This is a genomic window from Epilithonimonas lactis, from assembly GCF_900110605.1.
Lineage (GTDB): Bacteria > Bacteroidota > Bacteroidia > Flavobacteriales > Weeksellaceae > Epilithonimonas > Epilithonimonas lactis.
Genome location: NZ_FOFI01000006.1, coordinates 190,145 through 202,804 on the forward strand (window position 1 = coordinate 190,145; position 12,660 = coordinate 202,804).

10 protein-coding genes are annotated in these 12,660 nt (G+C 34.6%); 4 read left to right on the forward strand and 6 right to left on the reverse strand.

Annotated elements, in window-relative coordinates; genetic code table 11:
• Window positions 1-3: 3 nt before the first annotated feature.
• Complete coding sequence (gndA, locus tag BMW39_RS18000; protein ID WP_034978735.1) at window positions 4-1,422, reverse strand: NADP-dependent phosphogluconate dehydrogenase; 1,419 nt, start codon at window positions 1,420-1,422, stop codon at window positions 4-6.
• Window positions 1,423-1,684: 262 nt separating this feature from the next.
• Here gndA and tyrS point away from each other — a divergent pair, with 262 nt between their 5' ends.
• The 3 genes from tyrS to BMW39_RS18015 all read left to right on the forward strand — a co-directional run bounded on the left by tyrS (window position 1,685) and on the right by BMW39_RS18015 (window position 4,651).
• Window positions 1,685-2,980: a tyrosine--tRNA ligase gene (gene tyrS / locus BMW39_RS18005; protein WP_034978733.1), complete on the forward strand. Its 1,296-nt coding sequence runs from the start codon at window positions 1,685-1,687 to the stop codon at window positions 2,978-2,980.
• Between the two features lie 109 nt (window positions 2,981-3,089).
• Window positions 3,090-3,941 (forward strand): hypothetical protein, encoded by an 852-nt coding sequence (locus BMW39_RS18010; protein WP_034978731.1) that lies wholly within the window; start codon window positions 3,090-3,092, stop codon window positions 3,939-3,941.
• A gap of 71 nt (window positions 3,942-4,012) precedes the next feature.
• Window positions 4,013-4,651 carry an alpha/beta hydrolase gene (locus tag BMW39_RS18015; RefSeq protein WP_034978728.1) on the forward strand — a complete coding sequence of 213 codons (639 nt, stop codon included), beginning with the start codon at window positions 4,013-4,015 and terminating at the stop codon, window positions 4,649-4,651.
• A 290-nt stretch (window positions 4,652-4,941) separates the two neighbouring features.
• On the opposite strand, the gene BMW39_RS18020 is transcribed toward BMW39_RS18015, so the two are convergent.
• The 5 genes from BMW39_RS18020 to BMW39_RS18040 all read right to left on the reverse strand — a co-directional run bounded on the left by BMW39_RS18020 (window position 4,942) and on the right by BMW39_RS18040 (window position 12,113).
• On the reverse strand, window positions 4,942-7,905 hold the full coding sequence (locus BMW39_RS18020) for a DEAD/DEAH box helicase (protein WP_074719382.1): 2,964 nt from the start codon (window positions 7,903-7,905) through the stop codon (window positions 4,942-4,944).
• A 118-nt stretch (window positions 7,906-8,023) separates the two neighbouring features.
• Window positions 8,024-8,956, reverse strand: coding sequence for a nucleoid-associated protein (locus tag BMW39_RS18025; RefSeq protein WP_221406051.1), 933 nt, complete (start codon window positions 8,954-8,956; stop codon window positions 8,024-8,026).
• Between the two features lie 6 nt (window positions 8,957-8,962).
• On the reverse strand, window positions 8,963-10,849 hold the full coding sequence (locus BMW39_RS18030) for a DUF3732 domain-containing protein (RefSeq protein ID WP_034978726.1): 1,887 nt from the start codon (window positions 10,847-10,849) through the stop codon (window positions 8,963-8,965).
• Window positions 10,846-11,298, reverse strand: coding sequence for a three component ABC system middle component (locus tag BMW39_RS18035; RefSeq protein WP_034978724.1), 453 nt, complete (start codon window positions 11,296-11,298; stop codon window positions 10,846-10,848). Before BMW39_RS18035 ends, BMW39_RS18030 begins: the two co-directional genes overlap by 4 nt.
• Window positions 11,298-12,113 (reverse strand): hypothetical protein, encoded by an 816-nt coding sequence (locus tag BMW39_RS18040; protein ID WP_034978722.1) that lies wholly within the window; start codon window positions 12,111-12,113, stop codon window positions 11,298-11,300. The genes BMW39_RS18035 and BMW39_RS18040 overlap by 1 nt, the downstream gene beginning before the upstream one ends.
• Window positions 12,114-12,399: 286 nt before the next feature.
• Between BMW39_RS18040 and BMW39_RS18045 the strand changes: the two genes are divergently transcribed.
• Window positions 12,400-12,660, forward strand: a 261-nt coding sequence (locus BMW39_RS18045; RefSeq protein ID WP_139175301.1) for a transposase, incomplete at its 3' end; no start/stop codon positions are given.

Consider the following 12,660-nt stretch of genomic DNA (forward strand, 5'->3'; position numbering starts at 1 on the left):
CGCTTAATGATTTGTAGATTCCCACTGGGTATGAAAAACACCATCCTGATCTTTTCTTTGATAAGTGTGTGCACCAAAGTAATCGCGTTGTGCCTGGATCAGGTTCACGGGAAGATTTTCTGTAGTGTAAGCATCAAAATAGGCCAAGACCGTTTGTAATCCCAATGTGGAGATTCCGTTGGAAGTTGCAAAACCAATCGTCTTTCTTAATGAACTGATCTTGGATTTTACAAGCTTCGAAATATTTTCATTAAGAAGAATATTCGATAAATTCGGATCTTCTGTATAAGCTGCGTAGAAAGTTTCTAATAATGAGGAACGGATGATACAGCCGCCACGCCAGATCTTCACAACATCTTTCAATGGAATTTCAAAATGATATTCTTCAGATGCTTTTACGAGAAGTGACAAACCTTGCGTGTAACTGATCAAGGTAGCCAGAAAAAGGGCATCACCAACTTCTTGAACGAATAATTCGGTATTTCCCGGTTTCGCAATTTCTGATTTTGGATATAATTTAGACGCCAGGATCCTCTCATCTTTATAAGAAGATAAAGTTCTGGATGCCACAGCAGCATCGATGGTCGGGATAGCGACTCCGTTTTCCAATGCTTCTTCGGAAGTCCATTTTCCTGTCCCTTTGGATCCTGCTTTATCTAGAATTTGATCTAACAAAAATCCATCTGAAACGGAATCTTTCTGTTGGAAAATATCTCTTGTGATCTCAATTAAGAAAGAATTCAACTCACCATTGTTCCAATCTTTGAAAACTTCATAAAGCTGGTAATTGCTAAGTTCTGCACCTCTGTGAAGAAGGTCATAAGATTCACTGATGAGCTGCATGATGGCATATTCAATTCCGTTGTGAACCATTTTCACGTAATGTCCTGCGGCATCTTTGCCCATGTAAGCAGTACAAGATTCACCATTGACTTTCGCAGCAATGGCCTCCAACATTGGACGAACGGAGTGGAAAGCCTCCAGGTCGCCGCCCGGCATAATGCTTGGTCCAAACCTTGCCCCTTTTTCTCCTCCAGAAACGCCCATTCCCATAAAATGCAAACCTAACGTTGCAAGGTCGGCAACCCGTCGATTGGTATCTTTAAAATAGGAATTCCCGGCATCGATCACGATATCACCTTTGGTCAGAAGTGGTTTTATGTTTTCTAATACGGCATCCACGGGTTTTCCCGCAGGTACCATCAACACTATTTTTCTTGGAATTTCCAACTTCGCCACAAATTCCTCAAGAGAATCTGTACCAGAAACGGTTGTTCCTGCAGTTGCGCCATCTTCCAATTCTGTTACTTTCAATTTGTCAAGGTCAAAACCTGCAATAGAGAATCCATTATCTGCGATGTTGTAGAGGAGATTTCTCCCCATCACGCCAAGGCCGACCATTCCATAATTAAACTTTTCCATTTTTTACTTATAATTTACTTTATTTCATTTTATACAAATCGTTCTCGAATTTGCACAACCAAAGATACGAACAATGATGAAATTATAAAGATTATGATTTCTGCATCTTATTCATCTACAAAGATTAATCATTGGGGATAATTGATTTCATTAATGATCATTAAACAATAAAAACAGCCATAATCAAAGCATTAATTAAAAAAAATCTATTAAATGAAGTACAAATTGTAATTCTTATCTTTGCACGAAATTTTTTAAGACAATGAATGCATTTATAGAAGAACTGAAATGGCGCGGACTTTTTTCCGATATGACGCCGGGAACGGAAGAACAACTGGATAAGGAACTCACGAAAGCCTATATCGGATTTGACCCGACCGCAGATTCTTTGCATATCGGAAGTCTGATCCAGATCAAAATCTTAGCACATTTCCAACAGCACGGTCATCAGCCTATTGCCTTGGTTGGTGGCGCAACAGGAATGATCGGTGATCCTTCGGGAAAATCTGCCGAGCGTAACCTCTTGAGCGAAGAGACACTACTCCACTATGTAGATTGTCTTAAAAATCAATTGTCTAGATTCCTGGAATTTGATGGCGATGGCGACAACAAAGCCATTCTTGTCAACAATTACGATTGGATGAAGAATTTTACCTTCCTGGATTTTGCTAAGAACATCGGGAAGCACATCACTGTGAACTATATGATGGCCAAGGATTCTGTGAAAAAACGTTTTTCTGGCGATTCCGGCGTGGACGGCATGAGTTTCACGGAATTTACTTACCAACTTTTGCAAGGTTACGATTACCTTCACCTTTACCAAAACGAAGGTGTGAAACTTCAAATGGGCGGATCTGACCAGTGGGGAAACATCACGACCGGAACGGAACTGATTAGAAGAAAAGCGCGTGGTGAAGCATTTGCCTTGACGGTTCCATTGATCACAAAAGCAGACGGATCCAAATTCGGGAAGTCAGAGAGTGGAGAAAATTATTGGTTGGATGCCAAGAAAACTTCGCCTTACAAATTCTATCAATTCTGGTTGAATGCTACCGATACTGACGCTGAAAGATTCATCAAGTTTTACACTTTCCTGCCAAAAGAAGAAATTGAAGCGCTGATCGAAGAACATAAAACGGCGCCTCACGAGAGAAAACTTCAAAGAAAATTGGCAGAAGAAGTAACAATTTGGGTGCACGGAAACGAAGAATACGAAAAAGCCTTGAAAGCTTCCAACATTCTTTTCGGACAGTCCACTGCAGAGGATCTTGTGAGCTTGAATGAAGAGCTTTTCCTTCAGGTTTTTGATGGTGTTCCTCAAAAAGAATTGTCAAAATCAGAAGTGATTGGCACCAATATCATTGATTTGATTTCTGAAAAAACAGGTTTCCTCAAATCCAAAGGTGAAGCTAAAAGAGAATTGGCAGGAAACTCGATCTCGATCAATAAAACCAAGGTTGGCGAAGATTATTCCGTTTCAGAAAATGACCTTATTGATGGAAAATTCCTGTTAATCCAAAAAGGGAAAAAGAATTATTTCATTGTGAAAGCAGTTTAGGAATTCGACAAATTATACTTAACATAAACCACTTTCGAGTGGTTTTTTTGTGGTCAAATTTCAGCTATCATTCAGAATTAATGTTATCTTAGTTTTTAAAAGACAAAGGATGCATCCATTTTCTGTAACATTTCAAACCAGTGATCACTTAGTATTTAAAATAATTTCTGGTTTTTTAGCTTTATTCATTGTTGGAACGTGGCTTTACAATTCTAAAGATGTCAAATTACTTTTACGCTTACTTGGTGCCGTGGTTGGTGGTTTTGCAATTTATTATGTCGCCGTGCTTTTTTTTGGGATTTTACAATTTTCTTACACGACGGTGAAAGACAATTTCAATCCAAATAAACAATCCGCAAAGATAATAAGATACGAAAAACATATTAGCAAAACCTCCAGGAACCGAACTGGTTCTAGCAGACGGAAACAAAATACTTTTTACAAACCACTATTGGAGTACAAAGGTGCAGATGGAACCATTAAAAATACTTTTGGTGACGTTTCATTCAGCACAAATAATAAAAAAGCGATTGGTGAGAAAGTAGAAGTGATTGTGGAGACAGGACAATTGAGAATGATAACGCCAATGAAGAATTTTGCTTTTGCAGTGAACATTCTGTCGGTTTGCTTTCTCATGATCTTCTATTATTTTTTTTATAATTATGCCAGAAGACAATCCTTTGAAGGCGTTGGAACATTTGTACTTTCGATATTTGGTTTTGTAATTTTCCCTATTGCTTTTGGCTTGTTGATCTATCTTTTCTTAAATATAGGTTACGAATATTTTTTCCAGAATAAGAGATTCGTGAGCAAAAACGTGGCTATTCTATTATCTGGTTTAGGGATTTTTCTTATGTTGTGCTTCGTTGGCTACATCAGAATTCTCATTGAAAATGTCTTTCTTAAAAAAGGAAGGAAGAAGAAAAAAAAGAAAGAGAAAAATTCTGAGTTAATGGTATAATCATAGACTTTCGAACTCAGATTTTATTTCAAAAATTTCGAACTATTTCCGAGATTGGTTATCTTTGTTTTATGGATTTACAATACCTCGTAAGAGAACCTCAAAATATCACTTCAGAAACACCAATTTTATTTTTAATTCACGGCTACGGAAGCAACGAACAAGACCTTTTCAGCTTCGTTCCGACTTTGCCAGAAGATTGGTTGGTCGTAAGTTTCCGCGCACCAAGAGATGCCAACAATGGCGGCTTTGCCTGGTTTGACATCGATTTTATGAGTGAGGAGAATTTCCTAGATGTGCCTCAAGCCGAAGACGCTGTGAAGCAGGTCTTGGAAAACATCCTAAAAGTCTCCAACCATTATGGATTAGCGAATAACAAAACGCATCTCTGCGGTTTCAGCCAAGGAGGAATGATCGTTTATTCTTTGGCTTTACATTACCCGGAATTGTTCTCAAAAATAGCTTTGCTCAGCACTTTCCCAGAAGATAGACTGTTGAAAGACATCGTGAAGGACAAAAAGAAGCTAGAACATTTGAGATTTTTCGTTTCTCACGGTACAGACGACGCTGCGATCCCTTTGGAATGGGCAAAGAAAGGTGCAGAATTACTGTACGACCTCAGCGCCTATTTCTCATTCCGGGAATACATGGCTGGACACGGCGTGAATCAGAAAAATTACATCGACCTGATGGATTTCTTCAAGAAATAAATCGCTTGCTGCATTTAGCTTTTTGCTTTTTGCTTATAAATAAAAATCCCGATCAATGTAACAATGATCGGGATTTTTTATTTTAAAGTTTTCAGGAAAAAGCTGTTTCAGTTGAATAATAAGCTTTTATAGAGATAATCAAAGAAGTCAGGTAACGATTTAGTAACGGTTCTTATTGCTTTGCTTTTCGACACCTTTCCGTTAGCTCATAGCAAATATACAAAATGATATTGTACCATAAATATCGATGCTTAAATTATTGAAAAATACAAATAGAGATTAACGATTTCTTACATCAACCGTTCTTCCAATTGTCCTTTCCAAATCGTAAACCCTTTATTGTCATTAGAATAATCGTGGACAATTCTTGAAAAATTTGATGGATTGGTTTCTAAATAGGCTTGTCTTCCTTTTTCTCTGATGATGTTCAATTCTTTATCAATTTGTTTTATGGTGTCAATCAAAACTGATTTGCTTTTTTCTGTATGCCAGATATAGGTTGCTTCTTCGGTGTCTAAAGTTTCTAAAATGATGTGGTAGTTTTGTTCTCCTTCCAACAGAAAGACGAATGAAAACGGCTGTAAAACAAACCGTAATTTCATTACATTTCGTTCGTGTCTTTCAGCCAAAAACTGAATGTGCCGTGAATGTTTATATTGCTTCCCTTTCAGTAAGTCTTCCAAAACATTTTCGGCATTGGTATAGATATTTTGATTTTTCGGCAATTCATTCGTTGTGAGCATATTTTGTTTTGAAGTCGGAATTTGACCGATAAAACTCTTGTTCAGAAACTGAAACTTTACACTTTCAACGATTTCTTTATTGATGCTTTCAATGTTGGATGATGTTGCTAATTGCGATAAAGTCACTCCATTTTCAATTTCGGCATAAATATCAATCATAACGGATTTTGATTTCAAAACCTTGATGAAATAAGGTTTCAACACTTCAAATTCAGGTCTGAACTCTTCGTTTTCGATTTCAAAATCAAACCGTTGATTACTTTCTTTATCAATGTATTCAAAGCCAACATTGCCGTATCTGAAATCCAAATCTTCAATCGCTATTTTGATTTGCTTTTCGATAACTATACTTTGTCTCTCAGGAGTAAATTCGGTTGGTTCATCAAATAGACTTGCTTGTTTGGCTATTTGACGATAATACGTGTTCCGTTTTAAAAACAACTTGTTCAGGTAGTCAATTTTGATATCCCGATAATCATAAATAGTTGGGTTGATTTCCGAACGTTGTACTCGACCAATGTATTGAATTAGTTTACCCTTAAAAGAAAACGGATATACCAAAAACAGAGAACTAATATTTGACAAATCCGAGCCTTCACCAAAGTATTGTCCTGTGGTAATCAGTATCTGAAAATTACCTTGCTGTAAAGTTTGCCATTTGGATTTTCTGTTGCTTTCAGTGTCATCTCCACTTAACGTAATGACTTCGTAAGATTGTTTCAGAAAAAGGTAAAGTGTATCAATATGTTCTTTTCTTTCTGTAATAATGGTAATTCTTTTTCCTTTGGAAAGTTCGTTTTTGATGTCGTTCAGGATGAGCTTGTTTCGTTCTGAATCGTGAACCAAAATCTTTGAAAGCGTTTCAAAATTATCCGTTTTAGAACTGAAAGGAACATCCAAATCTGTATTCCTTACAATGATTTGGGCGTGTTTGAAATTTTCAATTTCGTTGTTAGCAATCTCCGAAATTATATCTCCAATAAAAGCAAAAATCAGTTTGTCGTCATTGTATTTTCGGAAAGGAGTTGCCGTCAATCCATACAGATAAAAGGTTTCTAATTTCTCAATGGTATTGCGAAATGTTTCGGCAGGAATATGATGACATTCGTCTACCAAGATAGTTCCGAATTGATTTTGGATTTGCTCAATTTGCTTCGGCAGACTTTGAATAGTTGCAATTGTAATCTGCTCTCCAATCTTCACTTTTCCCTGTCCGATGATGCCGATTTCGTGTTTTGAAATTCCAAGAAATGCCTGAACACGTTCCTGCCATTGTTCCAACAATTGTTTGCGATGCACAACGATTAGTGCAGGTTGTTTTTTATCAGCAATAACCTTTAAACCAACAATCGTTTTACCTGAACCTGGCGGAGCAACGATAACTCCAAAATCTTTTTTTGAAATCGCTTCAATAACTTTTTCTTGATGACTTCGTAGATTAGCATTGAACGAATATGAGATTTCTTCTTTTAGTTTTCGGTTGTCTTGAAAATCAAAATCCAAGTTTTGTTCTTTGCAAAATCGCAAAAGTTTACCAATAAAGCCTCGTGGAATGATGACTTCATTTTCCGCTTCTTCCACGAGTTTAAAATAACGTTCTGTCCCAAAAGTATTTTTACCCGATTTCTTCTTGATGAAAAATTCCGAATTGGCAAAGTTCAGTTCTTCTTTCAAAAAATTGACGAGTGGTATTGTTAATCCATCTCGTTGAATTCGGATGTTTTGTTGAAGTGTAATGGATAGTTTGCCATTATGGTTTTTAGGAATTGGAAGATTTTGCATTGTTAAAACTTCCGGATGCAAATTGTCCAATACACCAATCGAAACCCTTTCAATTTCATTCAAGAATTGCCATTGGTCGGGATAAGGCTCAAAAGTTTCAGAGTTAATAAAGCAACTGTTTCCATTCTCCATTGCAGGTTTGAAAAACGGCAAAGCAATTAGATTGCCCAAACCTTTTCCCGAAAGAAAATCCTGATTAGGAAACAATCTGTCGAAACTTGAGCTTTTGTCAAACATTGAAAATGCTCCTGATTGTTCCAAAATAGAAATGAAAACTTTTCTGCTTCTGACAGACGGATAAGGTTTGTCAAAAAATATCCAAACGTGTCCGCCATTTCCCGAGCGGGAACGCTCCAAATAAGCAGGAATGTCTTTCTCCTTGCAAGCGTTTAAGAAACTTACGGCTTCTTCTTTCCAATTTTGTTTGTCAAAATCAGCCACCAAAAACCAAGAGGTATTGTCTTTAAATAAGGGATAAATACCAATTTGCTGTACACCGTTTAAGTGTTTTTGAATTTCATTATCAATAAGTGGCAGGTACGTTTTGTGTGGATAATTTGCAAACGTTCCGCCATTCCTCTTATGAACCTGATAATGGTATGGATCATATTGACAGGAAGGCATATATCCCGATTTTCCTGATTTCTCCCAACGAACGGCAAACACGTCTTCTCTGCCTTTGAAGAGGGAGCGGAAAATATCTATGTTATTAGAAGTAAACTCATTCATTTAATCTTAATTCTCTTCTTCGTAATAGATTTTGTAATATTTTCTTCCATTTTCATCAACGCCTTGTTCTATCATTTCTCGGTTTCCGTGAATATAGATATGGAAGTTTTTATCAAGTTTAAGTACATTTTTGAAGACACGTGCCTGTTTTTTTTACAGCTTGGGCTGATATTTCAAAGCTGTCAGCAAGCTCCACTTCATTTTCTTGTCGATAAGTCTGGTCAAATTTTCTAAATGACTCTATAACATTACTATCTCCAAAAACTTCTTCTTCAAATTCTTGTTTGTCAAATGTTTCATTCTTTTTGAAATAATCAACAGAACGATTTAAAAAATCTATCTTGTCGGCTTTGCTTACGTCAAAATCCTCATCCAATTGTTTTGTGACAAATTGCTTTGTAATCCCTAAGAATTCGTTTGTTTGATGATATTCATTTCTTTGTGGTTTAACACTTAAAAATTTATCTTTCCAATATTGAGCTTCTATGTTTTTGTTCGTATTATCTACAAGAGCAACTAAATACCCTTTCTCTTTTTCTAAGTTAAAAATAAGACAGCCTTTATCTAACTTATGTATGTTTATTCCGCTCACATCGGACAATCCATAACTTGTTTTTTTATCTTCAATTTTTAAGACCGTTTCTTTATTCTCCGATTTGAAAATTCCAATACAATCCGTTACCTCATCATCAATGGAGCTATCATTCATATAGAACACACATAATTCTCCTGATTTAATTTGAGGATGCGTACTTTTATCATAGAGATATCTACCCACATTTTTAGAGTGCTCTATAAAATTTTCATATTCTGTGTCACTAAAAATCGAGCTAACGAAAGAGTATACAGGATTCAAATCCAGATGAGGAAGAAAGTGAAATTGGTATAGTTCATCGAACTTAAAATTACTGACAATTAGCTTATTGATTATTTCTTCAACACTTTCAAAGTTCGTCATTTCATCAGAAAACCTTACCCCATCAGCACTACCTTTATTACCAATGTTATGGATAATTAATTTATTTAATTTACCTAAGTTAATTTTTTGCATAAATTTTTAGTTATTGCCGTATATTTCTTTTGGAATAAGCCCTTTGCCATTTATAAATTCATCGACAGTATGGAAGTGCGACAAGTTATTGTTTACCCAATAATCTTTAGAAGCGTGTTCTACCATAAATATTTGAAAATGATTGTTTTTTTCTTTTACAATGAACTCAATAAATGAGTTTAGTAGCGTAAAAGCATCTATTAGTTTTGACCTATCGTCATTTCCTTGCATTTCATCACTCCCTGCGTAATATGGAATACTTGGTTGGTCAATAAATAGGAATTGAGGTACATGTTCTGGATTTACATTTATTAGATGCTCGTGTAAACCCAAATAAACGCATAGGTGCATAAACATATAGTTGGATTTACTGCCAACATTATCTAAAGGAAACAATTGACCTTCGGGATATAGTTGTAAAATCATTTTGTCAGAATTAAAATCAAGCCTGCTATTTGTGTATGCTGGTAAAGATTTTAATTGATTAAAATTGCGTTGAATACTTTTGTTTAGTTCGGTTTTTAGATTGAACTCTATTTGTTTTGTATCAGTAGGTACTTTAGCCAAGTCCTTACTTTCTTCTGTTAATATATTCAACCTTATATTATCAATAGGTTTTCCTAACTCCAATTTTAAAAGTTGCTCTAATGCGAGTTTTATTTCTCCTAATACAATGAATTTTTGAACTTCTGTCTGACTTTCAGCCAAATAATTCTTCTTTATTTCATTCAGTTTAGAAATTTTATTTTCAATTTCTTTTAATTGTCTATTCAATTCTTTTGCATCGCCAGTAACCTTTATCGGTTCGATAATTTTCTTGGATAGATTTTCTTTGATGCTTTTCAAGGAAGATTCTAAGGACTCTACAAATGCTTTTGTTTCGTATGAATCTACTAATTGGTCAGATAGTTTTTCATTTAGAAATTCTATCGGCTGTAAACTGTCAGCGGATTTATTCAAATTCCTTTTGTATGCTTCATATTCTTTTTGATATTGACTTATAGCATCAATCTGACTGCGTATTGCAATTCTTCTTTTGTTTAGCTCGTCTAATTCTCCAAACAGATTTGAATTTTGTGCTACTTTTTGAGTATTTGTTATTACGTCCTGAATGATTGGAATTGCGGTATCAACCGTTTCAAAGGGTTCAGAATATTCTATAAAGTTATACTTCTTACATTTTTCAAACAAAACCTGAATCTCATTCTCAAAATTTTTGACTTTTCCTTGATTGTCCTTTTCTTGATTTTGTATCTTTCTTATTTCTCTTTTAACTTCTTTTAGTCGTTCAGAAGCCTTGATTTTTGCCATATCATTAACACCGATTACCAAGTTGAAAATATGATTGAGTGCTTTATCATATTCTTCTTTTCCGTAAAAAGTTGTATCGAAGTATGTTTCCTGTGCTCCAATGATGTTTTCGGTTAAAGAGTTGAAAATCAAAAAATGGCGATAAGAAAGATTGAGAGAAGTCCCACCTAACTCTTTGCCATAAGGAAATCTTAATGTATCTGTAATGCCAAATTCACTATCTAATATTGATTTAATTTCTGCAATTTCTTTGTTGCTTTCAGGATAATCAGGGAAAGAACCTAAATTAAAAAACACTTCCGAAGATACCGCACCTTTATCAGGTGTTTTTCGCACAATGGATATTTGTTTGTCATTGATAGAAAAACGTATCCCAAACCATAAAACTTTGTCGTTTATTGTATTTGCGATATTTACTTTTCCCGATAAAAGGCAATAATCTATAATATTCCAAAAACTGGTTTTTCCAGTGTTTGAGCCACCTGTAATAACATTGACTTTATCAGGTAAAAACTGGTAATTTTTAGGTTCGGCATCAGCATCTTTGAACCATAGCTTTATTTCGTGAAGTACAAATTTCATAGTTGAATTTTTAAAACTTTATACAGTTTTGACGTTGTGTATTTTTCAAGCATATCTATAAAATCAGGGATAACACTTTCTATTTTAGAAAATCGACCTCCTAAATTCGCATTGTCAAATGTGAATGTTTCGGTTCTTACAATCTCACTTCCGATAATGATTTGATTGCTTTTACTTAAAATCATCAAGGCATTAATGGTTATTGGTAATAATGACACATATCGCTTATTGAAAGAAACAAATAATCGAGGTTGGTCTTTGACGAGTTGTTCTATGCTCAAATTTTGCCCTTGAGTTTTTGCTAAATAATTTACTGTTCGGTCGTCTAATAGAAATGGTAAAATCAGACACGAACGAGCAACATCCAATTTATCAACCTTGTTCAGTACAGATAAAAGAATGCAACTCGCAATAGCTTCATTGTTATATGTGTAATAAATTTCTTTCATTATTCTTTATACTTGTTTTGCCAATCAAAGTGCCAACCAATTTCTAACTTGTTTGACAGTAAATAGTAATGTCCATTTGTAAAATCTACACCCAATGGTAAATAATCTCCAATTGATAAATCAAGCCTGCGGATATATTCAACAAGTCCAATACTTAAATCTTTTATTTCACTTTCCAAACTTTCTATTGTTGTTCCCGAACTTATTTTTCGTTCAATTTGCCGATACTTTCCTTTAAATTCATTATCCCATCTACTTATACTATCTTTCTTAAAATCCTCCGCTTCTGAAAACAGTATAAAATTCTCTTCATCAGACCAATATGTATAATGTCGAAGAAATTTAAGCATCAATGTTGTGTATTTTATCACGTCTTGTGAACCTGCTTGAATCTCGCCAACATCAAGTAATTGTTTTATGAAAATTTGCTCTTCTGGATTTTCGGGAAGAAGAATAGGGAAATTTCGAGTAGGAAGTTTTTGTACTCCCGTAGATACTTTAAAACATTTTCCAAATTTTTTATTGAAATCATCAAAGGTAATTTCAAACTTCTGTCCTGACTTTATTTCCAAATATTTTGACAATTGTAAGTTTGAGTATAGACTATCATATATTGTTTCAACAATATGATTTTCTCTGTAAAGTTCAAGTAGCTTATTTTTAATGCGTTTTATTATTTCATCAACACCTGTTTCAATTGAAATTTTTGAAAGAAAAGATGACAATTTTGTCTTATCAAGAGAAATTAAGTTTTCAATGTATTTTTGTAAAGTTTCATCTTTTGTTTTCGTCTTTATATCGTTTAGTTTTGCCAATATATTATCAATATCTTCGTCAATCTTAAATTGATGAAGGGCGTTAATGAATTGATTGCTATTTTCATTTTTGTTAGTTGCCAGTACAAAAGAGTGTTTATTGAGATAATTCTCTTTGCCTTTTTTGATGAAATTAGTCCAATTACTTAGAGCCTGTTTAAAAATTAAATTAGAAAAATTCGTATGGCGTTTATTTTATAAAATAATCTTATAAAAAAAACTGATTGTCAGTTGTTTATGTTGTTTATTTTCCGTAACTTGTTGGTTACTAATCAATTAAATTACAGTGAAAAATTACTCAACAAACATTTCTGACAAACAGTGGCAATTTATAAAAAAGACTTTGAACCTCAATGACAGAAAGCGAAAATATGGTTTAAGAACCATTTGGAACGCCATAATGTATTTGGTGAAAACCGGTTGCCAATGGAGGATGTTACCCAATGATTTTCCGAAATGGGAATTGGTCTATTACTATTACAGCAAATGGGCAAATGCAGAGGATTTTGATCTGCTTCTTTCGAAATTACGGGAAAAAGTCAGGTTG

What these genes read in the sequence shown, in the direction of transcription:
- tyrS (WP_034978733.1), top strand. Translation starts at nt 1,685, where the DNA reads ATGAATGCATTTATAGAAGAACTGAAATGGCGCGGACTTTTTTCCGAT.
- BMW39_RS18015 (WP_034978728.1), top strand. Translation starts at nt 4,013, where the DNA reads ATGGATTTACAATACCTCGTAAGAGAACCTCAAAATATCACTTCAGAA.
- BMW39_RS18025 (WP_221406051.1), bottom strand. Translation starts at nt 8,956, where the DNA reads ATGCAAAAAATTAACTTAGGTAAATTAAATAAATTAATTATCCATAAC.
- BMW39_RS18020 (WP_074719382.1), bottom strand. Translation starts at nt 7,905, where the DNA reads ATGAATGAGTTTACTTCTAATAACATAGATATTTTCCGCTCCCTCTTC.
- gndA (WP_034978735.1), bottom strand. Translation starts at nt 1,422, where the DNA reads ATGGAAAAGTTTAATTATGGAATGGTCGGCCTTGGCGTGATGGGGAGA.
- BMW39_RS18030 (WP_034978726.1), bottom strand. Translation starts at nt 10,849, where the DNA reads ATGAAATTTGTACTTCACGAAATAAAGCTATGGTTCAAAGATGCTGAT.
- BMW39_RS18010 (WP_034978731.1), top strand. Translation starts at nt 3,090, where the DNA reads ATGCATCCATTTTCTGTAACATTTCAAACCAGTGATCACTTAGTATTT.
- BMW39_RS18035 (WP_034978724.1), bottom strand. Translation starts at nt 11,298, where the DNA reads ATGAAAGAAATTTATTACACATATAACAATGAAGCTATTGCGAGTTGC.